The 25,044-nt window shown below is 72.7% G+C and carries 24 protein-coding genes; 12 read left to right on the top strand and 12 right to left on the bottom strand.

Translation table 11 applies throughout. From position 1 onward, the window contains the following. Nucleotides 1-118 precede the first annotated feature (118 nt). On the top strand, nt 119-499 hold the full coding sequence (locus AB0B72_RS01955; protein WP_367736480.1) for a response regulator transcription factor: 381 nt from the start codon (nt 119-121) through the stop codon (nt 497-499). 67 nt (nt 500-566) lie between these two features. Here AB0B72_RS01955 and AB0B72_RS01950 read toward each other — a convergent pair whose 3' ends face one another. Then, a complete protein-coding gene (locus AB0B72_RS01950; RefSeq protein WP_367736382.1) occupies nt 567-1,280 on the bottom strand; it encodes an alpha/beta fold hydrolase in 714 nt (237 codons plus the stop codon). 84 nt (nt 1,281-1,364) lie between these two features. Here AB0B72_RS01950 and AB0B72_RS01945 point away from each other — a divergent pair, with 84 nt between their 5' ends. The 3 genes from AB0B72_RS01945 (at nt 1,365) to AB0B72_RS01935 (ending at nt 4,148) form a co-directional block, all read left to right on the top strand. Further along, on the top strand, nt 1,365-1,958 hold the full coding sequence (locus AB0B72_RS01945; protein ID WP_367736381.1) for a TetR/AcrR family transcriptional regulator: 594 nt from the start codon (nt 1,365-1,367) through the stop codon (nt 1,956-1,958). Between the two features lie 309 nt (nt 1,959-2,267). After that, nucleotides 2,268-2,888, top strand: coding sequence for a hypothetical protein (locus AB0B72_RS01940; RefSeq protein WP_367736380.1), 621 nt, complete (start codon nt 2,268-2,270; stop codon nt 2,886-2,888). 264 nt (nt 2,889-3,152) lie between these two features. Next, nucleotides 3,153-4,148: a LacI family DNA-binding transcriptional regulator gene (locus AB0B72_RS01935; protein ID WP_367736379.1), complete on the top strand. Its 996-nt coding sequence runs from the start codon at nt 3,153-3,155 to the stop codon at nt 4,146-4,148. 24 nt (nt 4,149-4,172) lie between these two features. Here the strand turns inward: AB0B72_RS01935 and AB0B72_RS01930 are convergent, their stop codons facing one another. The 6 genes from AB0B72_RS01930 to AB0B72_RS01905 all read right to left on the bottom strand — a co-directional run bounded on the left by AB0B72_RS01930 (nt 4,173) and on the right by AB0B72_RS01905 (nt 12,880). Next, the gene (locus AB0B72_RS01930) at nt 4,173-5,381 is read right to left on the bottom strand and encodes a hypothetical protein (protein WP_367736378.1); all 1,209 of its coding nucleotides are present in this window, start codon (nt 5,379-5,381) and stop codon (nt 4,173-4,175) included. 2 nt (nt 5,382-5,383) lie between these two features. Then, the gene (locus AB0B72_RS01925) at nt 5,384-5,527 is read right to left on the bottom strand and encodes a hypothetical protein (protein ID WP_367736377.1); all 144 of its coding nucleotides are present in this window, start codon (nt 5,525-5,527) and stop codon (nt 5,384-5,386) included. 44 nt (nt 5,528-5,571) lie between these two features. Beyond that, complete coding sequence (locus AB0B72_RS01920) at nt 5,572-6,792, bottom strand: alanine racemase (protein ID WP_367736376.1); 1,221 nt, start codon at nt 6,790-6,792, stop codon at nt 5,572-5,574. A gap of 115 nt (nt 6,793-6,907) precedes the next feature. Continuing rightward, nucleotides 6,908-8,455 carry an amidohydrolase family protein gene (locus AB0B72_RS01915; protein WP_367736375.1) on the bottom strand — a complete coding sequence of 516 codons (1,548 nt, stop codon included), beginning with the start codon at nt 8,453-8,455 and terminating at the stop codon, nt 6,908-6,910. Nucleotides 8,456-8,475: 20 nt separating this feature from the next. Continuing rightward, nucleotides 8,476-12,159 carry a DUF4153 domain-containing protein gene (locus tag AB0B72_RS01910; protein WP_367736374.1) on the bottom strand — a complete coding sequence of 1,228 codons (3,684 nt, stop codon included), beginning with the start codon at nt 12,157-12,159 and terminating at the stop codon, nt 8,476-8,478. Nucleotides 12,160-12,190: 31 nt separating this feature from the next. Further along, nucleotides 12,191-12,880, bottom strand: a complete 690-nt coding sequence (locus AB0B72_RS01905; protein ID WP_367736373.1) for a response regulator transcription factor — start codon at nt 12,878-12,880, stop codon at nt 12,191-12,193. Between the two features lie 98 nt (nt 12,881-12,978). Between AB0B72_RS01905 and AB0B72_RS01900 the strand changes: the two genes are divergently transcribed. Beyond that, nucleotides 12,979-14,100: an arylamine N-acetyltransferase gene (locus AB0B72_RS01900; protein ID WP_367736372.1), complete on the top strand. Its 1,122-nt coding sequence runs from the start codon at nt 12,979-12,981 to the stop codon at nt 14,098-14,100. 133 nt (nt 14,101-14,233) lie between these two features. Continuing rightward, nucleotides 14,234-14,827 carry a hemerythrin domain-containing protein gene (locus AB0B72_RS01895; protein WP_367736371.1) on the top strand — a complete coding sequence of 198 codons (594 nt, stop codon included), beginning with the start codon at nt 14,234-14,236 and terminating at the stop codon, nt 14,825-14,827. Nucleotides 14,828-14,853: 26 nt separating this feature from the next. Here the strand turns inward: AB0B72_RS01895 and AB0B72_RS01890 are convergent, their stop codons facing one another. Further along, nucleotides 14,854-15,759, bottom strand: coding sequence for a winged helix-turn-helix transcriptional regulator (locus AB0B72_RS01890; protein WP_367736370.1), 906 nt, complete (start codon nt 15,757-15,759; stop codon nt 14,854-14,856). 280 nt (nt 15,760-16,039) lie between these two features. Between AB0B72_RS01890 and AB0B72_RS01885 the strand changes: the two genes are divergently transcribed. Continuing rightward, the gene (locus AB0B72_RS01885; RefSeq protein WP_367736369.1) at nt 16,040-16,237 is read left to right on the top strand and encodes a hypothetical protein; all 198 of its coding nucleotides are present in this window, start codon (nt 16,040-16,042) and stop codon (nt 16,235-16,237) included. A gap of 44 nt (nt 16,238-16,281) precedes the next feature. Here the strand turns inward: AB0B72_RS01885 and AB0B72_RS01880 are convergent, their stop codons facing one another. Together AB0B72_RS01880 and AB0B72_RS01875 are read right to left on the bottom strand one after the other, a co-directional pair. Next, the gene (locus AB0B72_RS01880; RefSeq protein WP_367736368.1) at nt 16,282-16,602 is read right to left on the bottom strand and encodes a DUF3817 domain-containing protein; all 321 of its coding nucleotides are present in this window, start codon (nt 16,600-16,602) and stop codon (nt 16,282-16,284) included. A gap of 77 nt (nt 16,603-16,679) precedes the next feature. Then, a complete protein-coding gene (locus AB0B72_RS01875; protein ID WP_367736367.1) occupies nt 16,680-17,465 on the bottom strand; it encodes an SURF1 family protein in 786 nt (261 codons plus the stop codon). Nucleotides 17,466-17,612: 147 nt separating this feature from the next. Between AB0B72_RS01875 and AB0B72_RS01870 the strand changes: the two genes are divergently transcribed. Beyond that, nucleotides 17,613-17,786 carry a hypothetical protein gene (locus tag AB0B72_RS01870; RefSeq protein WP_367736366.1) on the top strand — a complete coding sequence of 58 codons (174 nt, stop codon included), beginning with the start codon at nt 17,613-17,615 and terminating at the stop codon, nt 17,784-17,786. A gap of 120 nt (nt 17,787-17,906) precedes the next feature. Continuing rightward, nucleotides 17,907-19,379 (top strand): flavin-containing monooxygenase, encoded by a 1,473-nt coding sequence (locus AB0B72_RS01865; protein WP_367736365.1) that lies wholly within the window; start codon nt 17,907-17,909, stop codon nt 19,377-19,379. Here AB0B72_RS01865 and ggt read toward each other — a convergent pair. Then, complete coding sequence (gene ggt, locus AB0B72_RS01860) at nt 19,351-21,228, bottom strand: gamma-glutamyltransferase (protein WP_367736364.1); 1,878 nt, start codon at nt 21,226-21,228, stop codon at nt 19,351-19,353. The genes AB0B72_RS01865 and ggt overlap by 29 nt on opposite strands. A gap of 169 nt (nt 21,229-21,397) precedes the next feature. Here ggt and AB0B72_RS01855 point away from each other — a divergent pair, with 169 nt between their 5' ends. The 3 genes from AB0B72_RS01855 to AB0B72_RS01845 all read left to right on the top strand — a co-directional run bounded on the left by AB0B72_RS01855 (nt 21,398) and on the right by AB0B72_RS01845 (nt 24,181). Next, nucleotides 21,398-22,561 (top strand): sensor histidine kinase, encoded by a 1,164-nt coding sequence (locus tag AB0B72_RS01855; RefSeq protein WP_367736362.1) that lies wholly within the window; start codon nt 21,398-21,400, stop codon nt 22,559-22,561. Next, nucleotides 22,558-23,220 (top strand): response regulator, encoded by a 663-nt coding sequence (locus AB0B72_RS01850; protein ID WP_367736361.1) that lies wholly within the window; start codon nt 22,558-22,560, stop codon nt 23,218-23,220. The genes AB0B72_RS01855 and AB0B72_RS01850 overlap by 4 nt, the downstream gene beginning before the upstream one ends. Nucleotides 23,221-23,284: 64 nt before the next feature. Beyond that, nucleotides 23,285-24,181: a MerR family transcriptional regulator gene (locus tag AB0B72_RS01845; RefSeq protein ID WP_367736360.1), complete on the top strand. Its 897-nt coding sequence runs from the start codon at nt 23,285-23,287 to the stop codon at nt 24,179-24,181. Nucleotides 24,182-24,277: 96 nt separating this feature from the next. Here the strand turns inward: AB0B72_RS01845 and AB0B72_RS01840 are convergent, their stop codons facing one another. Continuing rightward, nucleotides 24,278-25,021 carry an SDR family oxidoreductase gene (locus AB0B72_RS01840; RefSeq protein ID WP_367736359.1) on the bottom strand — a complete coding sequence of 248 codons (744 nt, stop codon included), beginning with the start codon at nt 25,019-25,021 and terminating at the stop codon, nt 24,278-24,280. Nucleotides 25,022-25,044: the final 23 nt, after the last annotated feature.

Raw genomic sequence — 25,044 nt, 5'->3', positions numbered from 1 at the left:
ACTCGTCACACCATTACCGGGGGCGACCCCGTGCCCCGGCGGGCGGGGAAGCACCCAGATCGCCAAAACCGCACGGCAGGCCTCCCTTACCGGCTAGCTTGGCGCCGTGGGTGAGCTCATGGGGCGCGTGCTGGTCGTGGATGACGACGAGGTCATCCGGCAGCTCATCGCGGTCAACCTGACACTTGAGGGGTTCGAGGTCGAGTCGGCGTACGACGGGCAGAACTGCCTCGACCGGGTGCACGACGTGAACCCGGACGTGATCACGCTCGACGTGATGATGCCCCGCGTGGACGGCTGGGAGACGGCCACCCGGCTGCGGGCCGACCCGGGTACCCGTCACATCAAGGTCGTGCTCATCACGGCCCGGGCGCAGGAGGACGATCGGCGGCGGGGGTTCGAGATCGGCGTCGACGCCTATCTCACCAAGCCGTTCGATCCGGCCGAGCTGATTCAGATCGTGCGGGACCTGGCGAAGAGCGACGACCCTCGCGACTGACCACAAATCGGTCCGGCCTCCACACGCGGGCCACACGATCCCACGCACGGTCCTCGCACGACCCTCGTCAGGCAGCGCAGGCGCAGCCGGTCACGGCACGGGCGGCGCCGTCGATGTAGCCGGCCAGCCAGGCGGGGTCGGCGAGCACGGTCAGATGGCCCCTGCCCGGGATGTGGGTGAGACTCCCGTGCCGGCACGCGCGCAGGAACCGCCGCTCGTCCACCCGGAACGGGTCGCGGGAGCCGTTCACCAGCCAGACGCGTCCCGGGTACGTCGCCAGCGACGCGACCGGGTCCTCGGCCGCGACGGCGTCGACGACCGACGGCATGACTTCGCAGTGCACGCCGCCCTCCACCACCGCTTCCCCGGCGACTCCGGGCAGGGCGCGGCGGAAGCCGTACCGGCTCATCTTGTCGGCGCGCTCCGGGTCGGCGGCGGCGAGGCGCCCCGCGATCCGGTAGAGCCCGGCGCCGATCCAGTCGGGCCGCGCCGTGCAGCCCATCGCGACGAGCCCGGCGACGAGTGCGGGGTGCCGCGCGGCGACGGAGATGCCGACGTAGCCGCCCAGCGACAGGCCGACGACGAGCGCACGGCCGCCGAGCTCTTCGATGGTCTCGGCGACCACCGCGCACGCCGCGTCCGTGTCGTACGGAACGCCGCGCCGGGAGCCGTGGCCCGGCAGGTCGGGAGCGGCCGACGGGGCGGTGAGGCAGGACCGCACCGGGGACCACATCGTGCCACTGACACGTATGCCGTGGATGAAGACGACGGGAAGGGGCATGCCCCACCTCCAGAAAGCGACACAACGTTGCGTTGCATTACCTCGAAAATACAACACAACGGTGCGTCGCACTAGGCTTGGCCCATGGCGCCACGGAAGAAGGACCACATCCTCACCGCCACGCTCGAACTCCTGGCGGAGAAGGGCTACGAGGGCCTCACGATCGAGGGCGTGGCCGGCCGGTCCGGGGTGAACAAGACGACGATCTACCGCTGGTGGCCGTCGAAGGCGGCGCTGCTCGGCTCGGCGCTGATCGACGCCCGGGTGCTCGACTTCGAGGTGCCCGACACCGGCAGCCTGCGAGGGGACCTGCAGGCGCTGCTGCGCGGCACGGCCCGGCTGCTGACGACGCCTCCGGCGTCCGACGTCGCTGTGGCGGCGCTCGGCGCCGCGGTCAACAGTCCCGATCTCGCGATGGCCGCCAAGGCGTTCTTCGCCGACCGATTCGCCCGGGAGATGCCCGTCTTCGAACGGGCCCGCGAGCGTGGCGAGATCGACGAGTCCACCGATCCGATGATGATTATGGACCTGCTCGCGGGGGCCGTTTGGTTGCGGGTGGTGTTCCGCCAACTGCCCCTGGACGAGGACTTTACCGATCGGTCGGTGAACGCCCTGCTCGACGGGGTAGGGCGGCCAGGGGATCCGGGAGCAGGCCGACCGGCACGCCGCGGCGGCTGACTGGGAACCGGATCGATCGGGCGGACCGCTCAGGAGTGCCCCTGGGGGGCCGTCTCGCAACCCGGCGGGACCGAGCGCGGCTTCGCCATGCCCTAACGCATGCCCTGACGCATGGCCTGACGCATGGCCTGACGCATGGCCTGATGCATGTCCGGGGCAGCCCGCGCGTGGCCGCCCGCATGACACCGTACGGGTGCGGACCAAGCGTGAGCCCACCCGCATCGCACACGGACCCACCACACAGCCTGGCCGCACGGCACGAGCAAAGGCCCCGCACGAGCAAAGGCAGCGAGCAGAGGGAGCATTTCGATGTCCGATCCCGAATTCAGAGCGCCTGAGGTTCCCGCCGAGAGGCCGTCGCGGCCGAAGGCTCCGCGCCGCCTCCTGCTCGGCCTGGCGACGGCGCTGGCGGTCGCCACGGGCGCCGGTGTGGCCACGGCCGCCGCCCTCCCCGATCACCAGGTTCAGCCCTCTCCGGACACGTCCGAGACGACGATGCCGGGCGAGCCGGGCGCGCCCACGCCCCCGGGACAGGGGCAGGCCGGGGGGTACCAGACGTTCACCAGCCAGACCGGCACGGTCACCGCGGTGCAGGGCGGCTCGATCTCGGTCAGCGGCGACAACGGCGCCGCGCGGACCTACACCGTCGACGAGAGCACCCGGCTCGTCGCCGGGGTCAGGGGCCTGGCCGGAGTCCAGACCGGCGACACCGTCTGGGTCGTCGGCACGCCCGGCGACCAGCCGCGAGCCCTGATGCTCGTCGACGTCACGCGCCCGGAATGGCCGGGGCACGGCATGGGCGGCGCGCAGCAGCCCGGCCGGCAGCCTACGGAGACGCCCCCCTCGGCGCCCGGCGAGGTCCCGCCGACGACCGGTGAGACGGGGCCGGGCGAGCCCTCGGCGCCCGAGACGGTCGCGCCGACCGGATGACACGCCGGAGCGGTTCCGGTGCGGCGCGGCCGTACCGGAACCGCTCCGCGTCCTTGCGTAGGGTTTCGCGGCGTTTCGTGCAGCTTCGCGAGGCCGCGTGGATCAGTGGTCCCATCTCACAGGTCGCTGTTGCACAATCGAGTGGTCCGAACCACGAAGGTCGGGCGATCGTGTGCATCGTGTGCATCGTGTGCATCGAGTCCGGGGCCCGGCGTGCTCCCCGAGCGCGGCGGAGCATCGGGCGAACGGCCTCCAGGGGGACGCATGAAACGACCCACACTGGAGGCGGTCGCCGCGCGGGCGGGAGTGTCCCGCGCGACCGTCTCCCGGGTCGTCAACGGCCGGCTCACGGTCACCCCGCAGATCAGGGACGCGGTGAAACGCGCCGTCGACGAGCTGGGATACGTGCCGAACTCGGCGGCCCGCAGCCTCGTCACCCAGCGGACCGACTCCATAGCGCTGATCGTGTCCGAGCCGCCGACCAGGGTCTTCTCCGAGGACCCGATGTTCTCCACGGTCATCCGTTCGGCGAGCCTGGAGCTGGAGGCCGCCGACAAGCAGGTCGTGCTGATGCTGGCCGGCTCGGCCAAGAGCCACGCCAGGATCGAGCGCTACATCGCGAGCGGCCACGTCGACGGCGTCATGCTGATCTCGATGCACGGCGCCGATCCGCTGCCCGCCGCCATCACGCGGATGGGCGTCCCCGTCGTGTCGTACGGCAGGCCCACGGTCCCCGTGCCGCTGCCGTACGTGGACAACGACAACGTGGGGGGCGCGGAGACGGCGGTGCGCCACCTGCTGGACCGCGGGCGGCGGCGCATCGCGACGATCGCCGGGCCGCAGGACATGATCGCCGGTCAGGACCGGCTCACCGGATACCGCCGGACGCTGCGCGACTCGGACCGGCGCTCGATCGTGGCCGTCGGGGACTTCACCCGCGAGTCCGGCGCGGTGGCCATGCGGCACCTGCTGCAGGACGACCCGGAGCTGGACGCCGTCTTCGCCGGCAACGACCTCATGGCGATCGGCGCGCTGCAGACGTTGCGGCAGGCAGGCCGGCGGGTGCCGGACGACGTGGCCGTGGTGGGGTTCGACGACATCGAGGCCGCCCGCTACACCGAGCCGCCGCTGACCACGATCAGGCATCCGATCGCCGATCAGGCCACCGCGATGGTCCAGCTCCTGCTCGACCTGTTGACGGGCGGCCCGGCCACCCCGGTCATCCTCCCCACCGAGCTGGTCGTCCGCGACTCCGCCTGAGCGCGACGCCGGCGCCTGGAACGTTCAGGCGAGAGCGCCGGGGATCCGGTTGAGCGCGTCGAAGGGCGTCAGGCCGTACGCGTAGAAGTCGACCGCCTGGGCTCCGGCCGTCCTGGCGGTGCGGACCTTGGCCGCCAGCCGCTCCCCCGAGTCGGTGTCCGGCATGCCGGGGCGCAGGACGGCGCGCAGCTCGCGGTTCTTGCCCACCGACCGGCGGTAGGCCGCGATGTCGTCGGCCACGCGTTCGGCGTCTCGCGCGTAGGCCGCCACGGCGAACGACGGCACGAGGTCGCCGAGGGCGACGAGGTCCACGCCGAGCTGCCAGGCGTCGTGCGCGGACAGCCCCCCGGAGGGCCGTCCGTCCGTGTGGGCCTTGAACGCCCCCGTCGAATCCAGGAACGTCAGCTCGGCGCCCTCCGCGGTGACCGCCGCCGACACCTCACCGACCAGCGAGGTGACGCTCTCCGAGCGGGCACGCGCGTACGCCACCACCTCCGGACCCGCGTACGCCGTGAGGGCGGCCCGCGTGACCTCCCCCTCGGCCGGCGGGTCGCCGTCCAGCACGCCGGCGACGATGCGGGCGCACTCCTGCCTGGCCGCCTCGGCGTTCACGCCGAGGTCGGCGGCCCGGCGCATGCAGTGGCGGCAGAAGCACAGGCCGAACAGGAAGGCGTCCATGGGGCCGAGAGCCACGAAGCAGCGCTCATGGTGGTAACCGTGCCGGAAGGTGCCGAAATGGAGCGACTCGGCGACGACCGTGTCCACGCCCTGCCGGGCGACCGCGCGCGCCAGCGCCACCGCGTACGCCCTGACATCGGGATTCGACGGGCACAGGTCGGCCGGGGATCCGCGGTCGCCGAAGCAGTCGCTCACGGTCACCGCCGGCTCGGCCAGGCCGATCGTGGTGTTGTGCAGGAACACGGTCCAGCCGTGCAGCCGCAGGCCGCGGCCGGCGCACGCGCGCCGCAGCTCGGCGATCGGCTGCCCCTCCGCGCCCTCCTGCACGGGCACCGGCAGCCGCAGCCCGCCGAAGAGGTCCTCGGGCGGCGGGAAGTGCACGCCGTCGCGCCGCAGCGTCAGCCGGGAGGCGCCGTGCGGGGTCACGTCCCTCGCCTGGTGGTAGGCCGCGGCCACGGTGACACCCGCCACGCCGTAGGCCGCCACGCGGTCGAGGACCTTGTCCACGCCCTCGCCGCGCAGGTCCTCGACGAAGACGTAAATGCTGCTGTCCATCCTCAGCGACCCTTGCGGGCCACGAAGTCGATCTCGGCGAGGATGCCGGCCGGCAGGCCCGAGCCGGCGGTCGTGCGCACCGGGCACGGCGAGCACGCCCCCGGCGGCGCCGCCGCGGACGTCCTGATCTCCTGCTTGCCACCCATGTTCACCGCTCCTGGAATCAGTGCCGCTGCTCGGTCGTGCGTGCTCAGAAACACGTGTCGATCAGATCGACGACGACATAATCGTCGTCGACCACGGGGATGACCCGCCATTTGTCGAAGGCCGTGCACGGGTGGGAGATGCCGAACGACACCAGGTCGCCCGGCCGCAGCCCCTCCCCAGTCAGGTACGCGTGCTGGTCCTGCACCCGGGTCACCGTCACCCCGCCGAGCGGGACGGCCGCCTCGGCGGGACCACGCCGTACGGCACGGACGGTGGGCAGGTCGATGTCGTACGGGACGTCCCGCTTGCCCATGCCGACGAGCGCGAGGCCCGGCTCCGGCACCGAGAGCACCTGGGCCCACACCTCCAGCGCGGGCCGCAGCCCCTCGCCGGGAAGCCGGTTCCATGGTGTGCGCTCCCGGTAGAAGCCGTCGTCGTGGGCGATGTAGGCGCCGCTGCGCAGGATGACGAGGGCCCCGAGCTCGCCTGTCAGCGGGCCGAGCTCCTCGGCGACCAGGTCGAACCACGCGCTGCCCCCGGCGGAGACGACCAGGCGGCCGGGCACGTGGGGGGCGACCGCCTCGGCGGCGTCCCGCAGATCCCGCAGGAACGCGCGCACCTCTTCCGCGCCCTCGCGGGTGCCCTCGTAGCAGGCCACCCCGGCGAGCTCGACGCCCTCGGCGTCACGCGCCGCCGCGGCCACCTCCATCAGCTCCGCCAGGCCCCGGCACCCGGTCCGGCCGCCGACGTGCCCCAGCTCGGCGAGCACCCGGAACGGCACCGCTCCGGCCGCCTCGGACAGGGCGCGGACGCCCTCCAGCGAGTCGACGAAGCACAGGAACTCGAAGTGCTCGATCTCCCCGGCCAGCCAGCGCAGCGCGGCCGCGTCGAGGATCTCGTTGGCGAGCAGCACCCGGGGAACGCCGGCGGACCTGTGGACCAGGACCTGAGCGGCGGACGCGGCGCTGATCCCCCACGCCCCGGCGTCGAGCTGGGCCTGGAAGAGCGCGGGCGCCATGGTCGTCTTGCCGTGCGGCGCCAGGGCGAGCCCGTGCCGCTCCGCGAACGCGGCGAGCGTGCCGACGTTGTGATCCAGCGCCGTCCGCTTGGCGACCATCACCGGCCAGGTGAACGAGCCGTCGAACAGCGAGTGGCGGCCTGACGCGAACCGCTCCCCCGGCACCGGCGGGCCCGGCCACAGGAATCCGCGCGTCCGCCGGCCGACCAGGATCTCGGGAAGCGCCAGGCGATCCGCGAATTCCACGTCGCCCCCTCGTCCGCCCCGGGCCCGCCTCCGGGTCCGCCGCCCGGTATGCACCACCTGGCTGGATCGTACTGGAACGCCCCGCCGGTGCCCGCTCCGGGGAGCACTCGAATGATCATGCGGTGGGGCGCAGCGCCCGGCCGGGCGTCGCGCCGGTGAGCCTCCCGCCCCGCAGCACGGGCACGCCGCCGACCAGCACGTCGCCGACACCGACGGCCGGCGACCGGGGGTTGTCGTACGTCGCCGTGTCCGCCACCGTGGCCGGGTCGACGACGGCCAGATCGGCCACCTGCCCCCGCCGTACGAGCCCGCGGTCGAGCAGCCCGAAACGGCGCGCGGGGTGGGACGCGAGATGGACGGCGGCCTGCTCCCAGGTGAGGTCGCCCAGCTCGCGGACGTGCCTGCCGAGGTAGCGCGCGAAGGCCCCGAACCCCCGCGGGTGGGGATGCCCGCCCACGTAGATGCCGTCGGAGCCGCCGGTGTGGCCGGGATCGCGCAGGATCGCCCGCACCGACTCCTCTCCCGCCGGGCCCTCGTCGGGGCGGGCCATGACGCAGCCCGCCTCCAGCCGGGTCTCCATCAGCAGGGTGCGGCAGAACTCGGCCGGCTCCACGCCGTGCTCGGCGGCGGCGGCCGGCAGCGTCATCCCCTCCGCCCACTCGAACCCCGGCGCGTGCGACAGGGTGATCCTCGGCCAGGCGTCGTCCAGCGCCTCCCATTCGCGCGCGAGCCGTACGCGACTGGACTCCAGCAGCGCCAGCGCACGGTCGGTGTCGGCGGCCGGCACCCAGGGCGGCAGCGTCACCATCGCGAGGATCGTGCTGCTGCGCAGGTAGGGGTAGGTGTCGAAGGTGAGGTCCACACCCTGGGCCCGGGCGTCCCTCACCAGCGGCAGCAGGGTCGCCGCGGGCCCGTGATAGTGGGAGACGTGCACAGCGGCGCCCGAGCGCCGCGCGATCTCGACGGCCTCCGCCATGCCCACGGGAGCCTGAGCGCCGTATCCGCGCATGTGCGTCACGTACGGCAGGCCGCCGAGCGGGGCGCACAGGTGGGCCAGCTCCCCGGCATCGGCGTACCGGCCGGGGGCGTACTCCAGGCCGGACGACAGGCCGGCCGCGCCCTCGGACAGGCCGAGCTCCACGCGCCGCCGCATGGCCCTCAGCTCGTCGGGGCCGGCGGCCGCCTCTCCCGGCCCCATGACGTCGAACCGGACCGTCCCGTGGGGCACCAGGTAGGCGGTGTTGAGCGCGGTCGCCCGGTCGTAGCCGGCCAGCAGCTCGGCCACCCCCACCGGCCCGTCGGCCGACGGGTGCGAGCCGTTCACGGCGGCGAAGTAGCGCCGGACGTGGTCGAACGCGGCGGCCGACGTGGTCGGCGCGAACGACAGCCCGTCCTGGCCGAGCACGAACGTCGTCACGCCCTGCCGCAGGGCCGCCCGCTGGACCTCCCGGTCGAAGACGGCGGCGTCGCCGTGGGCGTGACAGTCGATCATCCCGGGCAGGACGTACCGTCCCGCCGCGTCGACGACCAGGGCGGCCCGCGCCGCCTCCAGCCTGCCCACGGCCTCCACTCGGCCGCCGCGCACTCCCACGTCGGCGCGGAACGCCGGCGCGCCGGTCCCGTCCACGACCTGGCCACCGCTGATCACCACATCGAACGTCACCCGTCCGATTCAACCCCGGATCAGTCGCCGGATCCCGCGTACCGGGAGACGGGGCAGTTCGCCGTCTCCAGCACCGGATGCCGCTTCAGCAGGTCGCGGGCCGACGCGCGGGCGAGATTCCAGCCGTTCCAGCCGTCCGGCCGGTCCAGGTGGTTCACGGCGACCACGTCGCGAAGCACGCAACTGCGGGCCGGCTCGGGCAGGCGGTCCAGCGTCGGCACGGCCTCGGCCCCGAGATCGCCGAGGTAGTTGTGGTCGAGCCGGGCGACCCCCCGGATCGTGAGCTGGGTCTCGGCCACCCGGGCGTCGGGGTTCCAGACGGCGAACACGAGCAGCGAGACCCCGGTGAGCAGCACCAGCGACCGGGAGAACCAGCCCGCGCCTCCCCCTCTCAGCCGGACCGCGCCGGCGGCCAGGACCATCACGAACACCGCCCCCAGCCACAGGATCGTCGCGCCCACGGCCGCGCGCAGCCGGGACAGGCCGTACGCGTCGGTGTAGAGACCGAGGCGGTGCAGCGCCGACGCGAGGACGACCAGGGTGAAGGCGCACAGCAGCCCGAGGAGCACGGCGAGGACCCACCGGTCCCCCCGGTTCCTCAGGCGCAGCAGCGCCACCGCCGCCCCGACGATGCCCAGTACGAAGAGGCTGACGGTCATCAGCTCGAAGAATCCCGACCGGGCGTACTCGGCGTAGGTCAGCCCCGCCGTGGACAGGACCCGGCGGTTGCCGCCGAACAGCACCGTGATCTGCACCGCGACGAACAACGCGAACAGCAGGTTCAGGCCGACCAGCGGGATCATCCACACGCCACGGGAGATGGGCATCCGGAGGTCGGGGCTCGCCGGCTCGGCCACCGGCCGCAGGGCCACCAGCACGGCCGCCGCGACCAGCACGGCGAACACCGCGAAAACGAAGATCCGCGGCGGCAGGCCGTCGGCCCAGTCGGGCACCCGGGGCAGGCGGGACACGAACGCGGAGAACACCGCGTCCGCCGCCGAGAACAGCAGCCCGAACACACCCAGCAGGATCACCGTGAGGCCCACGCTGATCAGCGTCGGCAGCAATCTGCGGTGGCGGATCAGGCTTCTGACCGGGCCGGACAGGAACCACGGCAGCGGGAAGACCGCGAGGAGAACCGACGCGCCTCCTCTGATCACGCCCGGCCAGCCGCTCCCTCCGCCCGACAGCGCGAGCGCCGCGATGCCGAACGCCGCCAGCAGCGCGGGCGCGACCAGCCAGTCGGCGCTGCGGAACAGCGCGACCGAGACCAGGGCGTACGCGACGACGCCGAGGCCCGCCGTCCATGGCGTGAGCCGCTCCCGCCCGTGGATGAGCAGCGCGGGCAGCACCGCCGCACCCATCACGACCGCCGTGAGGACCAGCCCCAGGCCGGTCGAGGCGTACGGCAGGGCGATCGCGGCGACGAGCCCCACCGCGGCCACCACCGGCAGAAGCCACCGAGGCGCGTCCGGAAGCTCCGGCCTGGGGAACAGGGGTGGGGGCACGTAGGGAGGCGGCGGCGGGTAGTGCGCCTGCCCGTACGCCGGAGCCGGCTGGACGGCGTGCGGGGACAACACGGGGGCCCCTTGACCGGGCGGGCCGGGTTGACCGAGTGGCCCGGCCGTCGCGACCGTCGTCCCCGCGGGAATGGACGGCTGCGGCCATGGCATCGGCGGTGAGCCGCCGGCGTGTTCCGCCGCCACGCTGCCGGAGGGGACCGTTCCCGCGACCGGGGCCGAGGCCGCCGCCGTGGGGCTGTGGGAGATCGAGGAGCCCGGGGAGGCCGGCGCGGCCGTCCCGATCTCGCGGGCTGTCCTGGGGTCGTCAGGATTCGGCACGCGCCCACCCCGTCCTGTCCTGGTCGTGTCCGTCATGGCGGTCGTACTGGCCGTACTGGCCGTACTGGCCGTGCTGGTGGTGCTGTGCGTGCCGGCGCCTGTCGTGCGGGTCATACGGGCCGGGTCGGTCGCCGCGGAGGCGGGAACGTGGCGGGCCACCCCGTCCCAGGCCGGTGGCGGAGGACTTCTGCGGGCGCGGCCCGCCCCCGAGGAGGAGCCGATCGCCGCCCCCGCCGCCGCGCCTCCGCAGGTGAACAGCAGCATCGCGATCGGCCCGTACACACCCCCGAGATAGAGGCCGAGGAAGAACGCGACGAACAACCCGGCCGCGAAGCCCCCGAACATGCCGATCGCCGCTCCGAGGGCCGCGCGGAACGTCCCCACCCTCACCTCGGCGGGATGCGCGCCCGGAAGGTACGCGACCGGCACGGCGGGCCGTACCGAGCCGGCACCCCCGGCTGCCACGACATTCCCGGCGGGGACGGCGCCTTCGGCAGGCCCGGCCCTCTCGTCGGTGGTGAGAACCTCTCCAGCCACCGCACCGCCGGTGACGACTCCTTCCACGGTCCCGGCGCTCTCGGCGCCAACTGCCGTGACGGCGCCTTCGGCCCTGACGCCGCGGTCGGCGTCCACCGCCTGAGGCGTGGTGCGGGCCGGGCGGCCAAGACCGCCTCCGGAGCCCGCCTCTTCAGCCGGCGGACCGTCACCCGCCGTCTTGGGGTCGTCTCCGGCCCCGGGCCCCGCGACCCCGACCGGGCCGGTGAACGGCTCGCGGCCGGTCGCGGCGCCGCCGATCACGGCCTCTGCGGGCAACGCCACGACCATGCGGCAGCCTCCGGAGCGAGCCCCGCTCGCCGCCGGGCCGGGCTCGATCTCACGCCCCTCCGCCGTACGGCCAGGAGCCCCGCCACCCGGAGAGTCGCCGACGAAGACGGAGCCGCCGTGCAACTCGGCGATCTCCTTGGCGATCGCGAGCCCCAGCCCGGCCCCGCCGCTGTCCGCGGCCCGGCCCGCGTCGAGCCGCGAGAAGCGCTCAAAGACGCGCGCCCGCTCCGCCGCCGGGATGCCGGGGCCGGAGTCGGTGACGCTGATCTCCAACGCCGTCCCCGACCGGCGAGCCTCCAGCACGACGGTCCCGCCCGGCGGGCTGTGCCGCACCCCGTTGTCGAGCAGGTTGGCCAGCACCTGGGCCAGCAGGGCGGGGTCGGCGAACACGGCGATCCCTGAGGGGACACGGCTCACCACGGTCACGTCGTCACGCGCGATGGCCGCCTCGGAGGCCGCCTGCCGGCACAGCGAGGCGAGGTCGAGCTCCTCCGGGTCGATCAGGCGGGCGCCGGAGTCGAGCCTGGACAGGTCGAGCAGCTGGGCGACCAGCCGGCCCAGGCGCTGGGTCTGGGCGAGAGCCGTGCCGAGCGTGTCGAGGTCCGGCTGGGACACGCCGTCCACGACGTTCTCCAGCACGGCCTGAAGGCCGGTGATCGGCGTCCGCAGCTCGTGGCTGACGTTGGCCACGAGCTCACGCCGCTGCCGGTCCACCTTCCCCAGGTCGGCGGCCATCGCGTTGAACGCCCTGGCGAGCTCGCCCACCTCGTCCCTGCTGGTGGCCGTCACGCGCAGGCCGTACCGTCCCTTCGCGATCGTCTGCGCTGCGGCGGCCATCTCGCGCAGCGGCCGGATCATCCCCCGCGCGAGGAGCTGCACCATGATCAGCGCGAGCACGACCGCGATCGCGATCCTGATCTCCCGTGACAGCCCGGCGGCGATGCCCGCCTCGTTCACCGCGAACGCGGCCACGACGGCGAGGACGATCACGATGCCGAGCTTGGCCTTGATACGGCCGAGGAAGTCGAGCGGCCTCATCGATCGCCTCTCCCCGGCGTACGGGCGGCGGTCACGGCCGCACCAGCGCGTAGCCGACCCCGTGGACCGTGCGGACCACCTCCGGGCCGAGCTTGCGGCGCAGCGCCCGCACGTGGCTGTCCACGGTCCGCGTCGCGGCGGCCTCGGAGAAGCCCCAGATGTCCGACAGCAGCCGCTCGCGCTCGAAGACCTGTCCCGGACGCTCCGCGAGGCGCCTGAGCAGGTCGAACTCGGTCCGCGTCAGCTGCGCCTCCTCTCCCCGGACGTACACCCGGCGCTCCGCCGTGTTGATCTCGACCTCGCCCACGCGGATCACCGTGTCCTCGTGGGCGAGCTGACCTGCCCGCTCGACCCGCCGCAGCAGCGCGTGGATCCTGGCCACCAGCTCCCGCATGCTGAACGGCTTGCTGATGTAGTCGTCCGCGCCCACCCCCAGGCCGACGAGCACGTCGGTCTCCTCGCCGAGCGCGGTCAGCATGAGCACCGGCACCGGCCGGGCCGCCTGCATGCGGCGGCAGACCTCCAGCCCGTCCAGGCCGGGCAGCAGCCGGTCGAGGACGACGACGTCGGGCTCCGCCTGGGCGTAGGCGGCGAGCGCGCCCTCTCCGTCGCTCGCGACGCGCACGTCGAAGCCCTCCGCCACGAGCCGGAGCCGTACGGCTTTCGCGATCGTCTCGTCGTCCTCGACCAGAAGGACACGCCGCTGCGGAGGGGTAACCATGGACGGAAGCGTAGGACCCCGCTGTGCAGACAGGTCGTGCCGATATGTGGAGATCCTGTGCACCGGGAAATGTCGGTGCCACGGGTTAGCGTGGCGGCGTGAACACAGGGGTGCGAGTTGAGGACTATCTCCGGCGGCTGGGCCTGCGGGCCGGAGGCGGGCCGAGCGTCGAGGAGCTGTTCGGCCTCCAGGCCGCCCATGTCGGGCGTGTGCCGTACGAGAACCTGGAGATCTGGCTGGGCCGGCCCACCACGGTCGATCCCGTCGAGTCGTGGCAGCGGATCGTTCGCGGGCGGGGTGGATACTGCTTCCATCTGAACGGGGCGTTCGCGCTTCTGCTGAGCATGCTCGGTTACCAGGTCGTCCGGCACTTCAGCGGCGTGCAGGGCGGGCCGGACTCGCCGGTCGGCGCCACCGGCAACCACCTCGCCCTCACCGTCACCGGCCTGCCGTCCGAGGCCAATCCCGGCGGCGCGTGGCTCGTCGACGCGGGGCTCGGCGACGCGATCCAAGAACCGCTGCCGCTGATCGAGGGCGTGCACGAGCAGGGCCCGTTCCGGTACGGCCTGCGCCCCTCGGAGGCCGAGCCCGGCGGCTGGCGCTTCGAGCACGACCCGCGAGGCAGCTTCAAGGGAATGGACTTCAGGCCGGGGTCCGTGGAGATGGACGCGTTCGCGGCCAAGCACGAGCACCTGTCGACCTCTCCCGACTCCGGGTTCGTGAAGGTGGCGGCCGTCCAGCGGCGCGACGCGGCGGGGGTCGACGTGCTGACCGGGCTGGTGCTCAAGCGGGTGGGCTCCGCCTTCCCGGCCGGCCTCTCCCCCGGCGCCCCCGACGGCCACTCCGACGGTCACTCCGACGGTCACTCCAACGGCCACTCCAACGGCCACTCCAACGGTCACTCGGCGGATCATGCGCCCGGCTCGCCTGACTCGGCCGGCCATGGCATCGGCCGGTCCCCCGGCGAGACATCCGGCCCGCCGGCCGGCCCCGCGACCGGGCCGGCCACGAGCCAGTCCCGTACCGCGACCGCCGCCCCCGTCTCCACCGCGGCGGACGGGTCGATCACGCTGGACCGGCGGGATGACTACTTCGCCGCGCTCGCCGACGTCTTCGGGCTCACGCTCGACGACGTCACGCGGGAGGAGAAGTCGCGTTTGTGGGCCCGGCTGAGCGCGGCCCACGAGAAGTGGCTGGAGGAGCGGCAGCCCCCGGCCTGACCGTCCCCGCGAAGAGCGGCCCTTTCGCTCCGTCAAGTGACGATCTATGCGGCCCATCACAGGTAAAAGCCCAGGTGGAGGGTTTCTGACCCTGGTTACGGGTAGCCCGAATATGACCAGAAAAGGGGGACCCATGGACCGTAAAACACGACCGGAGACCATGCGGGAGAGCGACGTGATCGACCTCCTGTTGCGGCAGCACACCTTGATCAGGGAGCTGTTCGACGAGGTCGAAAGGAGCCAGGGGGAGCAACGGAAGGAGGCGTTCAGCCGGCTTGTCCGCCTGCTTGCCGTGCATGAGACGGCGGAGGAGGAGATCGTCCACCCGTACGCGCGCCGGAAGCTGGTCGGGGGCGACACCATCGTCGACAACCGCCTCCAGGAGGAGGAAGAGGCGAAGGAGATGCTCAGCCGCCTCGACGACATGGACGCGACGTCACCCGAGTTCGCCCAGGAGTTCGGCCGGCTCCGGGCCTCCGTCTTCGCCCACGCCGCCGCCGAGGAGCGTTATGAGTTCTCGGAGCTCAAGGCGGCGACCAGCGAGACGGAGCGCCGCGCCATGGCCGTGGGCGTCAAGGCCGCCGAGGCCATGGCCCCGACCCACCCGCACCCCGGCACGGAGTCGGCGACCAAGAACCTGCTGCTCGGCCCGCCGATCGCCATGATGGACCGCGCGCGCGACGTGATCCGCAAGGCGATGGGCAAGCCCGAGTCGGGCGACGGCTGACACCCCCGCCCGGCCGGGGAGCCGGCTCAGCCCGGCTCGAAGTGAATCTGCGTCCGCTCCAGCGGCCGGGTGCACGCCGTACACAGCAGGACGGGAGACAGCGCGGCGCCGCACGGGCGGTGGGTGATGGTCAGCCCCGAGCCCGGCGGCGCCGCGAGCTCCCGCTGCGCCCAGTCGACCAGGAACGCGAAGACCGCGAAGAACGCCAGCCCCTTGTCCGTGAGCCGGTAGTCACCGGACTCCAGGCGGAAGACGCCCAGGTCGGCGAACCGGCGCAGCCGGTCGGTCAGCACCGAGGGGGCGATGCCGAGCCGCGTCTGGAAGTCGACGAACCGCCGCGCCCCGAGGAAGGCGGCGGCGAGCACGGTCGTGCTCCACCGGTCACCCAGGATCTCCATCGAGTCGGGGTAGGAGCCGAAGCCGTCACCGCGGTCGCCGTCGGCCCGCGCGGTGCGGCGGTGCTGCCGGGGCGGCCCCGCGCCGGCGAACGTGGCGTCCGGACCGGGGACCATGGAGGAGTCGCGGGCGCTCATCGGCTCGCCGCACCGCCCGCACGCCAGGTACGGCCTCGTCTCCTGGCCGCACAGGTCGTGGACGAGCACCGGGAACGAGTCGGCGCTCCAGGCCCGCTCCCACGAGTAGATCGCCACGAGCAGCGACCACAGGCCGATTCCGCGGCCGGTGAGCCGGTATTCGTACCGCGTCCGGCCGGCGTGGTACGGCGTGAGCGTGAAGATGCCGTGCGCGACCATCTCCTTGAGACGGCCGGCGAGGACCGACTCCGAGATGGGCAGCGACTTGCGGAAGCCGGCGTACGTGCGGATCCGCAGCGCGAACGCGCGATGGAGGATCAGCAGCACCCAGCGATCACCGAGGAGGGCCAGGGCCCGCCCGATCGCGGTGCGGCCACCCTCAGGGTCCCCCTCCGCCATCGGCCCTTCTTCCCGCCGGTGCGGGCGCCGCGGTCCCGCCCGCAATCCCCGACTCAGGCACACCCCCGGCCGCCTCCATCGTAGAGGCTGCGGCCGCGCCTTCCGCGATCACGCCGGTCTCCCATGGCGACCATGGCGGCCGGTGACATACGGAACTGGAACTCGGGCGCGCGCGTGCGCGTTCTCCTGGCGACGCAGACTGAAGATGTATCGCGTGGGTCCTCCACGCGGACGTGTCGCCGTGGTCCCGCAAGGGGGCCCCGACAGGAAAGGCCCGACGATGTCGCCACTCGGCAAGTACTACGTGGGCGCGGCGATCGTAGCCGTGCTCGCCTTGTTGTTTCTCCCGGGGCCCGCGCTCCTCGGCTGGCTGGTCGCGCTCGGCGTGCTGGGCGCACCGGTCGTCGCCTACTTCATGCTCGACGAGTCGCAGCGCGCGCGGCTGCGCCGGATCCGCCGCCGCCAGATCGGCTCCTGATCTCTCCAGAGGACGCGCGGGACGCGTCCCGCGCGTCCCGCCTCTCAGGCGGAGGCGGCCGCGATCTGGTGCCGGACGCGGTCGGTGACGCTCCGCTCCAGGACGAACGACAGGAACGGGATCGTCCCGGCGATCAGCACCAGGAGCAGATAGCCGACCGGCCACCGGGTCTTCAGCCCCAGGTTGAGAGCGGCCGCCAGGTAGACCATGTAGAGGAAGCCGTGGATCGGCCCCACGACGGCGACCATCGTGCCGCTGCCGAAGCCGTACTTGACGACCATCGCGGCGCAGAGCACGAGCAGCATCACGCCGACGATGTACGCCATGACGCGGTAGAACTTGAGCGCGGATTCCACGTCGATCATTACCTCTGCTGGGGAAACGGTCATCACACGATATCGGGGCCGGCCTCCGGCCCCCCGGGCGGTGTACGGCGGGTGGCTCACGTCGTCCCCACCGGCGCGGCCGGCCGCCGCTCCCCCGCCCGCTCGGCGCGTACGGCGTCGCGGACGAAGTGGAACCACATGAACACGGCGAACAGCGCGAAGATCCACCACTGGGCGGCGTAGGCGAGGTTGCGCCAGTTGAACCCGGCTCCCTCGATCGGCGGCGGGACGGCGACCGCCGTCGCCTGGGAGGGCGGGCTCTGCTCGGTCGCCACGACGAACCCGTCCCGCACCCGCGCGTCCGGCCAGAGGTTGATGAGCTCGGCGATGGAGACATTCGACACCTGGCCGCGGGGAAGCGGGCCGGAGCGCTGCACGTCGCCGCTCTGCTCGGCCAGCTGGAGCCGTCCGGTCACGGTGACGGGGCCCGGCGGCACGGCGGTCGCCGGGTCGTCCGGTCTGGCGACCCAGCCGCGTACGACGGAGACGGTCGTGCCGTCCGCCAGCCGCAGCGGGGTGAGCAGCCAGAAGCCGCGGCCCTTGGCGGCGCGGCCGCCGGGGGCGGAGACGTCGGGGAGCCGGTCGGCGACCAGGAGCTGGCCGGCGGCGTCGTAGGCGCCCTGCGCCGTCACCCGCCTGCCCACCACGTCGCCGGGCATGTACTCCCCGACCTGGCTCAGCCGGCTCACGGCCACCGGCGCGGGGTCGGCGGCGAGCCGGGGCTTGCCCGAGGACTCGAAGACGCCGAGCTGCCAGCGGCCCAGAATCGTGAACGACACGAGCACCCCGATCACCAGCAGGTGGAGAGCCACCAGCCGGGGGGCGAACAGGGTGCGGAGCATGCCTCCAACGCTATCCGCCGCCCCCGCCGGTCACGTAACCGAGACCTGGGGGGCGGAAGCCGACGGCGGGGCAACGGCCAGCCAAACGCCCGGCAAAATCCGACAAATCAGGGCCATGCCGCCCCGCGTGTCGCTAGAGTTTGCGCCATGTCCGACCCTCAGATCGACCCGGCCGGCAATACCCAGGCCTTCCGGGCGTTCGCCCAGAACCAGGACGCCGCGACCTCCGAGCCGCAGACGTCCCGCCTCCCGATTTGGCTCGCCGCGGGCGCGGTGCTCGTCGTGGCGATCGTCGTGATCGCGTACCTCCTGGTCCGCTGACACACACCTGCCAGCCGCCGGCGACCGCGCCCGTCGGCGGCTTCGTGATGCCCCCCGGCAGGCACTGGACCGCCTGAGCGACCCGCCCTTACCTTGGACGGAGATCCAATTGGAGGCCGCATGGGCAGCCCGGGAATCACGATCATCGGCGCCGGCTTCGCCGGTCTCTGCATGGCGATCAAGCTGAAGGACGCGGGTTACCACGACTTCACGATCCTGGAGAAGGCCGGCGACCTCGGCGGCACCTGGCGCGACAACACCTATCCCGGATGCGCCTGCGACGTCCCCTCGCCGCTGTACTCCTTCTCGTTCGAGCTCAACCCCGGCTGGTCGCGGCTGTTCTCCCCTCAGAGTGAGATCTGGGACTACCTCCGAGCCTGCGTCGAGGCGTACGACCTCCTCCCCCACCTGCGCCTCGGCACGGAGGTCCGCGAGCTGGAGTACGACGACGAACGGGCCGTCTGGCGGGTGTCCACGGCGGGCGGCGAGACGTTCGAGACCAACGCCGTCGTGTCGGGCGTCGGCGCCCTCCACGTGCCGTCGTTCCCGGACATCCCCGGCCGCGACCGCTTCACCGGCGCCGCCTTCCACTCCGCCCAGTGGGACCACTCGTGCGACCTGACCGGCAAGCGGGTGGCGGTGATCGGCACCGGCGCCTCGGCCGTCCAGTTCGTCCCGGCCGTCGCGGAGCGGGCCGGACGGCTCACGGTGTTCCAGCGGACGGCGCCGTGGATCCAGCCGAAGCCGGACGTCGCGATCCCCGAGGGCATGAGGCGGGCCCTCCAGGTGCCCGGCGCCGCCCGGGCGCTGCGCGGCGCGGTCTACTGGCTGCTGGAGACCCGGGCCGTCGGCTTCGCGATCGATCCCCGCCTGATGGCGGTCCACCGCCAGGTGGCGGAGCGGCATCTGGCCAAGCAGGTGGCCGACCCGGAGTTGCGCGCCAAGCTCACCCCCGACTACACGATCGGCTGCAAGCGCATCCTGCTGTCGAGTGACTACTATCCCGCTCTGACCAGGGACGACGTCGAGCTGGTCACCGACAGGGTGACCGAGATCCGGGAGCGTTCGATCGTCGACGCGGCCGGCAGGGAGCACGAGACCGACGTGATCGTCTACGGCACCGGGTTCAGGGTCGTCGACGCACTCACCGACCAGCGGATCACCGGCAGGGGCGGGATCAAGATCCAGGACGCCTGGCGCGACGGGGTCGAGGCCTACCTCGGCGTGAGCACCGCCGGGTTCCCCAACCTGTTCTTCCTGCTCGGCCCGAACACCGGTCTCGGGCACAGCTCGGTCGTCTTCATGATCGAGGCGCAGGTCCGGTACGTCCTGGAGTGCCTGCGCCTGCTCTCCCGGACCCGGGCACGTGCCCTCGACGTACGGCCGGGGGCCCAGCGCGCGTACAACGACCGGCTGCAGCGCCGGCTGGAGCGGCTGGTCTGGAGCGAAGGCGGCTGCACGAGCTGGTACCTGGACCAGCACGGCAGGAACCGATCCCTGTGGCCGGGCTTCACCTTCGAGTACTGGGCGAGGACCCGCAAGGTGAAGCCCGAGGCCTACGAGCTCATCGCGGCGCCCCCTGGGCGGGGGTGACGACGAGCGCGCTGCCCCCGCCCCGGCGGGTGGGCTCGGCGACCGCCTGCACCTTGCCGTGGCCGAGGAACTCCAGACCGGTCGCCGCCCCGATCTCCCCGACCGGAGGTCCCGGGACGAGCGTCAGCGTGTGGCCGCGGGCCCGCAGCTCCGCGCCGTACCGGTCGATGAACGCCTGCTCCGCCTGGGTGGCGCCGGTGTTGCGCTGCGAGGCCCGTGAAGCGGCGATCGCCTCGGGCAGCGTCATCCCGAAGTCGAGCCGGTTGACCAGGATCTGCAGGACGGTCGTGATGATCGTCGCGCCTCCCGGCGAGCCGACGGCGAGCAGCGGCCGGCCGTCCTTGAGGACGATCGTGGGCGCCATCGAGGAGCGCGGCCGCTTCCCCGGGGCGGGAAGGTTGGGGTCCTTCGGCGCGGGGCCGAATGTGAAGTCGGTCAGCTCGTTGTTGAGCAGGACGCCCCGGCCCGGCACGACGATGCCGCTGCCGCCGGTCTGCTCGATGGTGATGTTGTACGCCGCGACGTCGCCCCACTTGTCCGTCACGACGAGATGCGTGGTCTCCGGCCCCTCCGGCTTCTCCTGCGTCTCCGGCTTTCCCTCGGTCTCCTTGGCCGCCGCCACGACCGCGGTGACGGCCGGCGCCGACGGGGACGCCGAGGGAGACGGGGAGGCGCATGGTTCGTAGGACCCGTCGGGCGAGCCGGGCGCGGCCGTCGCCTGCGTGGTCGTGGGCCCGATCAGGCACGCCCGCTCCTTGCCGAACGCGTCGGAGAGCAGCCCTTCCAGCGGCACGTCCACATAGGCCGGGTCGCCCACGTACGCGTTCCGGTCGGCGAAGGCCAGCCGGGAGGCCTCCAGGTACTCGTGCAGCCCGACGTCCGGCAGCGCCTCAAGGATGTTGAGCGCCTCTCCGACCGTCGATCCTCCCGACGAGGGCGGCGCCATGCCGTACACGTCGAGGCCCTTGTACGTCACCTTCGTCGGTTGCCGCTGGAGCGCCCGGTACGCCGTGAGGTCGGACACCTCCATCAGGCCCGGCCGGACCACGCGGGTGGATCCCGGCGTCACCGGCGGCTTCTTGACCGTGGCGACGATCTCCTTACCCAGCTCCCCGCCGTACAGCCACCCGGGCCCGCGCCTGCCCAGCTCGCGATAGGTCTTCGCGAGAGCGGGGTTGCGGAAGACCGACCCGACCGCAGGCGGCTGGCCGCCGGGCAGGTAGAGGGCGGCGGTCGAGGTGAAGTCCGCGAAGCGGGCCGCGTTCTGCTGGGTCTGGTCGTAGAACGTCTGGTCGACGACGAAGCCCTTCTCCGCCGTGTCGATCGCCGGCCGCAGGGCCTGCCCGAGCGACAGCGTGCCGAACCGCCGCAGCGCCAGGTCCCACTGGGCGACGCTTCCCGGCACGCCGACCGACAGCCCGCTGGTCACCGCGTCGGCGAACGGGATCCCCTCGAAGACCGTCGAGGTCATCGCGCGGGGCGCGGTCTCCCGGCCGTCGATACTGGTCACCCGATGGGTGCGGGCGTCGTAGTAGACCAGGAAGCCGCCGCCCGCGAGACCCGCGGAGTAGGGCTCGGTGACGCCCAGGGTCGCCGCGCCGGCCACCGCCGCGTCCATGGCGTTGCCGCCCTTCGCCAGCACCTTCAGCGCGGCCTTGCTGGCGTCGAGGTCCACCGTCGCCACGGCGCCGCCGTACCCCTCGGCGACCGGCTTCTTGACGTACGGCTCCCGCGCGCCCCCCGAATTCGCGCCTCGATCGGCCGCCTGCCCCGGGTCCGCGTTGGCCGGTGGGGCGACGAGGGCCGTCAGCGATACCAACCCCAGCGACGCGACGACGAGCTTCCTCATGCGTGACCTCCACCACATCCGGTGATCCGTCCAGCATGACTTACCACAGTCAGGATCAGTGCGGGAATGTCCACATTCGGACGCTCGGCCCGCGTACTCCGCCTGGCGTACGCGGCCCTGCGGCGCCGGGGGGATGCGCTGATCAGCGGCGATGGCCTAGCGTGCCGGTGTGCGCTCCCGTTTTGCATGGTTTCACTGGATCGATCCCGTCCTGCCGTTCGTCGTGGCGCTGATCGCGGTCGTCCCCACGCGGATCGCCGAGCACTTCCAGCTCCAGAACCCGCAACTCGGACGGGTGCCGCTCGACTGGCTGGGGTACGCGCTGCTGCTCGTGGGGCCCGCCGCGATCGCGGTCCGCCGCCGGCACCCGGTCGCCGTCCTGCTCGTCACGGTGGCCGCGACGTGCGGCTACCTGTCCCTCGACTACTCCTACGGGACTGTGTTCCTCAGCCCCGCCGTCGTGATCTTCGCCGCGGTCGTCTCCGGCCATCGCCTCACGGCCTGGCTGGCGTCGGGGGCGTTCTACCTGTTCATGGTGGCCTACGCCACGTGGCTCATCCCCAACCCGCAGGGGTGGTTCCACCACAGCGCCATCGCGGCGTACCTGCTGCTCACCCTCACCATCGCCGAGTTCCACCGCACTAGGCGCGAGCGCCTCGCCGAGCGGAAGCGGGTGGAGCGGGAGGAGTCGCGCAGGCAGGCCAGCGAGGAGCGGCTGACGATGGCCCAGGAGCTCCACGACGTCCTCGCGCACAACATCTCGCTGATCCACGTCCAGGCGTCGACCGCGCTGCATCTCCTCGACGACCATCCGGAGCAGGCCCGTACGGCGCTCACCACCATCAAACAGGCGTCCAAGGACGTGCTGACCGAGATGCGCGGCGTGCTGAGCCTGCTCAGGGAAGGCGCGCCCCGCTCCCCCACCGCCGGGATGAGCCGCCTGCCGGAGCTCGCCGAGCGCAGCGGCGTCCCCGTGACGCTGGAGGTGACCGGCGAGGTCCGGCCGCTGCCCGCGGGGATCGACCGGGCCGGCTACCGGATCGTCCAGGAGTCGCTCACCAACGTCTCCCGCCACGCGCCCGCCTCCCAGGTGACCGTCACCACCCATTACGGCCCCGACGAGCTGGTCATCACCGTGGAGGACGACGGCGCGGGCGCGAGCCCCCCGGAGCCCGGCCTCGGCGGCGGCAACGGCATCCCCGGCATGCGTGAGCGCGCCTCGGCGCTCGGCGGATCGCTGTCGGCCGGGCCGCTGCCCGGCGGGGGCTTCCGCGTGCGGGCCACCCTTCCCCTGCCCCCTTCCGCGCCCGACCTTCCGAAGGAGCGCAAGTGATCACTGTCCTGCTCGCCGACGACCAGGCCCTCGTCCGGGCCGGGTTCCGCGCCCTGCTCAACGCACAGGACGGCATCACCGTGGTCGGCGAGGCGGCCGACGGCGCGCAAGCCGTACAGCTGGCCGGGGAGATGCGCCCCGACGTCGTGCTGATGGACATCCGCATGCCCGGCATGGACGGGCTGATGGCCACCCGCCTCATCGGCGAGGACGCCACGCTCGACGGGACGAGGATCATCATGCTGACCACGTTCGAGCTGGACGAGTACGTCTTCGACGCCCTGCGCGGCGGCGCCAGCGGCTTCCTCGTGAAGGACACCGAGCCCGCCGAGCTCATCCAGGCCATCCGGGTGGTGGCCTCCGGCGACGCCCTGCTGTCCCCCGGCGTCACCCGCAGGCTCATCGCGGAGTACGCCGCCAGGGCCAAGGAGCCGGGCGTCACCACCGGCCTCGACCTGCTGACCGACAGGGAGCGGGAGGTGCTGGCACTCGTCGGCACCGGCATGAGCAACGACGAGGTGGCGGGCGAGCTGTTCATGTCTCCCGCGACGGCCAAGACCCACGTCAGCCGGATCATGGCCAAGCTGCACGCCCGCGACCGCGCCCAGCTCGTCGTCGTCGCCTACGAGTCCGGCCTCATCAAGCCCGGGTGGCACTAGGTCGTGCCCGCCGCCTGGAAAACCGGTTTGAGTCTCCAGCGGCTGGAAGGTCGAGACTGTCGATGTGAACGACCGCACTGAGCCGCTCACCATCGGGCAACTGGCGCGCCGCACCGGTGTGCCGGTCAGGACCATCCGGTTCTGGTCCGACATAGGGGTGATCCCGCCGACCGACCGGTCGGCGGGGGGTTACCGGCTCTACGACGCCGAGGCCGTGGCCCGGCTGGACCTGGTGAGGACGCTGCGCGAGCTGGGGCTCGACCTGGCGACCGTGCAGCGGGTCCTCACCAGGCAGACCGGGCTGGCCGAGGTGGCGAGGGCCCACGCGTCAGCCCTGGACGCGGAGATCCGGATCCTCCGGACGCGGCGCGCGGTCTTGCGGTCGGTCGCGGAACGCGAGAGCTCGATCGAGGAGATGAGATTGATGCACGAGTTCGCCCGCCTGTCGGCACGTGAGCGGCAGGGCGTGATCGACGACTTCGTGGACGAGGTCTTAGCCGGCACCGACCCAGGGGCTCCAGGTGCCGGCATCGCTCAGGCCATGCGCCGGCTGCCCGCCGAGCTTCCCGACGACCCCCCCGCCGAGCAGGTCGACGCGTGGATGGAGCTGGCCGAGCTGGTCGGCGATCCGGGTTTCCGGCAGCGTGTGCGCCAGATGACGACCGGCGAGCCGGATCCGTCCCCGATGCCGCACGACCCACGGGCCGTCCAGGAGCAGGCCGGAGCCGCGCTGGCCGCGGGAATCTCCCCGGACTCGGCCGAGGGCAGGGAGATCCTGGACCGGCTGGTCGGCCCCGATCTGCCCGCCGCCGAGCGCGTACGGCTCGCCGACGCGGTGGAGAGGTTCACCGACCGGCGGGTCGAGCGGTACTGGGCGCTGCTCGGCGTTCTCAACGGCGAGCCGCCGTTCCCGCCCGCCGTGCCCGCCTTCGAGTGGTTCATCGCGGCGCTGCGAGCCTGAGCGTCACGGGCCTGAGTGCTTCCGGGCTGAGTGCTTCGGGGCTGAGTGCTTCGGGGCTGAGTGCTTCGGGGCTGACCGGCCGGAGACTCCGGCGGCTCACCACCGCACCGGACCGTCGTCGTCGAAGAACCCTCCTGTCGGCCCGTCCGGGCCGGCGGTCGCCAGCTGTACGACGATCCCGGCCCCCTCGGCCGCCGTACGGGTCAGGTCGTAGCCCAGGTCCCTGGTGAAGTCGGTGTCACAGGCGCCGGGAGCCACGGCGTTGACGAGGATCCCGTACGGCCGCAGTTCCTTGGCGTACTGAACGGTCAACGCGTTGAGCGCGGCCTTGGACGACGGGTAGCCGACGAGGGCCGGCAACCGGGACATGTAATGGGCGGGATCGGTCATGTTGCCCATCGAGCCCACTCCGCTGGAGACGTTCACCACCCGGCCCTGGGACGACCGGCGGATCAGGGGCAGCACGGCGTCGGTCACCCTGATCACGCCGAAGACGTTCGTGTCGAAGACGGCCAGCACCGTGTCGAGATCGGCGGCGCCGGGCGTCTGTGAGGCGCCGCCGGATATCCCCGCGTTGTTGACGAGCACATCGAGGCGGCCGAAGCGGGTCTCCACCCGCTCGGCCGCCTCCCTCACGCTGCCGGGCTCCGACACGTCGAGAGTCAGCCGATGTACGTCGAGCCCCTCAGCGCGCAGAGCCGCGGTCGCCTCGTCTCCCCGTCCGGGGTCGCGGGCGGCGAGCAGCACCGTCATACCGTCGGCGGCCAGCGCACGGGCCACCGCGAAGCCGATTCCCTTGTTGGCGCCGGTGACCAGCGCGATCCTGTGATGGTCGATCATGCGTACACCCCATCACCCTCCCC

This window comes from Microbispora sp. NPDC049125, assembly GCF_040802045.1.
GTDB lineage: Bacteria > Actinomycetota > Actinomycetes > Streptosporangiales > Streptosporangiaceae > Microbispora.
The sequence above is the reverse complement of the archived record's forward strand: the minus strand, read 5'-3'. Positions and strand labels throughout refer to the sequence as shown.

What these genes read in the sequence shown, in the direction of transcription:
- AB0B72_RS01840 (WP_367736359.1), bottom strand. Translation starts at nt 25,021, where the DNA reads ATGATCGACCATCACAGGATCGCGCTGGTCACCGGCGCCAACAAGGGA.
- AB0B72_RS01895 (WP_367736371.1), top strand. Translation starts at nt 14,234, where the DNA reads ATGGACCGTAAAACACGACCGGAGACCATGCGGGAGAGCGACGTGATC.
- AB0B72_RS01940 (WP_367736380.1), top strand. Translation starts at nt 2,268, where the DNA reads ATGTCCGATCCCGAATTCAGAGCGCCTGAGGTTCCCGCCGAGAGGCCG.
- AB0B72_RS01870 (WP_367736366.1), top strand. Translation starts at nt 17,613, where the DNA reads ATGTCCGACCCTCAGATCGACCCGGCCGGCAATACCCAGGCCTTCCGG.
- AB0B72_RS01890 (WP_367736370.1), bottom strand. Translation starts at nt 15,759, where the DNA reads ATGGCGGAGGGGGACCCTGAGGGTGGCCGCACCGCGATCGGGCGGGCC.
- AB0B72_RS01875 (WP_367736367.1), bottom strand. Translation starts at nt 17,465, where the DNA reads ATGCTCCGCACCCTGTTCGCCCCCCGGCTGGTGGCTCTCCACCTGCTG.
- AB0B72_RS01880 (WP_367736368.1), bottom strand. Translation starts at nt 16,602, where the DNA reads ATGATCGACGTGGAATCCGCGCTCAAGTTCTACCGCGTCATGGCGTAC.
- AB0B72_RS01945 (WP_367736381.1), top strand. Translation starts at nt 1,365, where the DNA reads ATGGCGCCACGGAAGAAGGACCACATCCTCACCGCCACGCTCGAACTC.
- AB0B72_RS01955 (WP_367736480.1), top strand. Translation starts at nt 119, where the DNA reads ATGGGGCGCGTGCTGGTCGTGGATGACGACGAGGTCATCCGGCAGCTC.
- AB0B72_RS01935 (WP_367736379.1), top strand. Translation starts at nt 3,153, where the DNA reads ATGAAACGACCCACACTGGAGGCGGTCGCCGCGCGGGCGGGAGTGTCC.
- AB0B72_RS01865 (WP_367736365.1), top strand. Translation starts at nt 17,907, where the DNA reads ATGGGCAGCCCGGGAATCACGATCATCGGCGCCGGCTTCGCCGGTCTC.
- AB0B72_RS01925 (WP_367736377.1), bottom strand. Translation starts at nt 5,527, where the DNA reads ATGGGTGGCAAGCAGGAGATCAGGACGTCCGCGGCGGCGCCGCCGGGG.
- AB0B72_RS01905 (WP_367736373.1), bottom strand. Translation starts at nt 12,880, where the DNA reads ATGGTTACCCCTCCGCAGCGGCGTGTCCTTCTGGTCGAGGACGACGAG.
- AB0B72_RS01930 (WP_367736378.1), bottom strand. Translation starts at nt 5,381, where the DNA reads ATGGACAGCAGCATTTACGTCTTCGTCGAGGACCTGCGCGGCGAGGGC.
- ggt (WP_367736364.1), bottom strand. Translation starts at nt 21,228, where the DNA reads ATGAGGAAGCTCGTCGTCGCGTCGCTGGGGTTGGTATCGCTGACGGCC.
- AB0B72_RS01910 (WP_367736374.1), bottom strand. Translation starts at nt 12,159, where the DNA reads ATGAGGCCGCTCGACTTCCTCGGCCGTATCAAGGCCAAGCTCGGCATC.
- AB0B72_RS01950 (WP_367736382.1), bottom strand. Translation starts at nt 1,280, where the DNA reads ATGCCCCTTCCCGTCGTCTTCATCCACGGCATACGTGTCAGTGGCACG.
- AB0B72_RS01885 (WP_367736369.1), top strand. Translation starts at nt 16,040, where the DNA reads ATGTCGCCACTCGGCAAGTACTACGTGGGCGCGGCGATCGTAGCCGTG.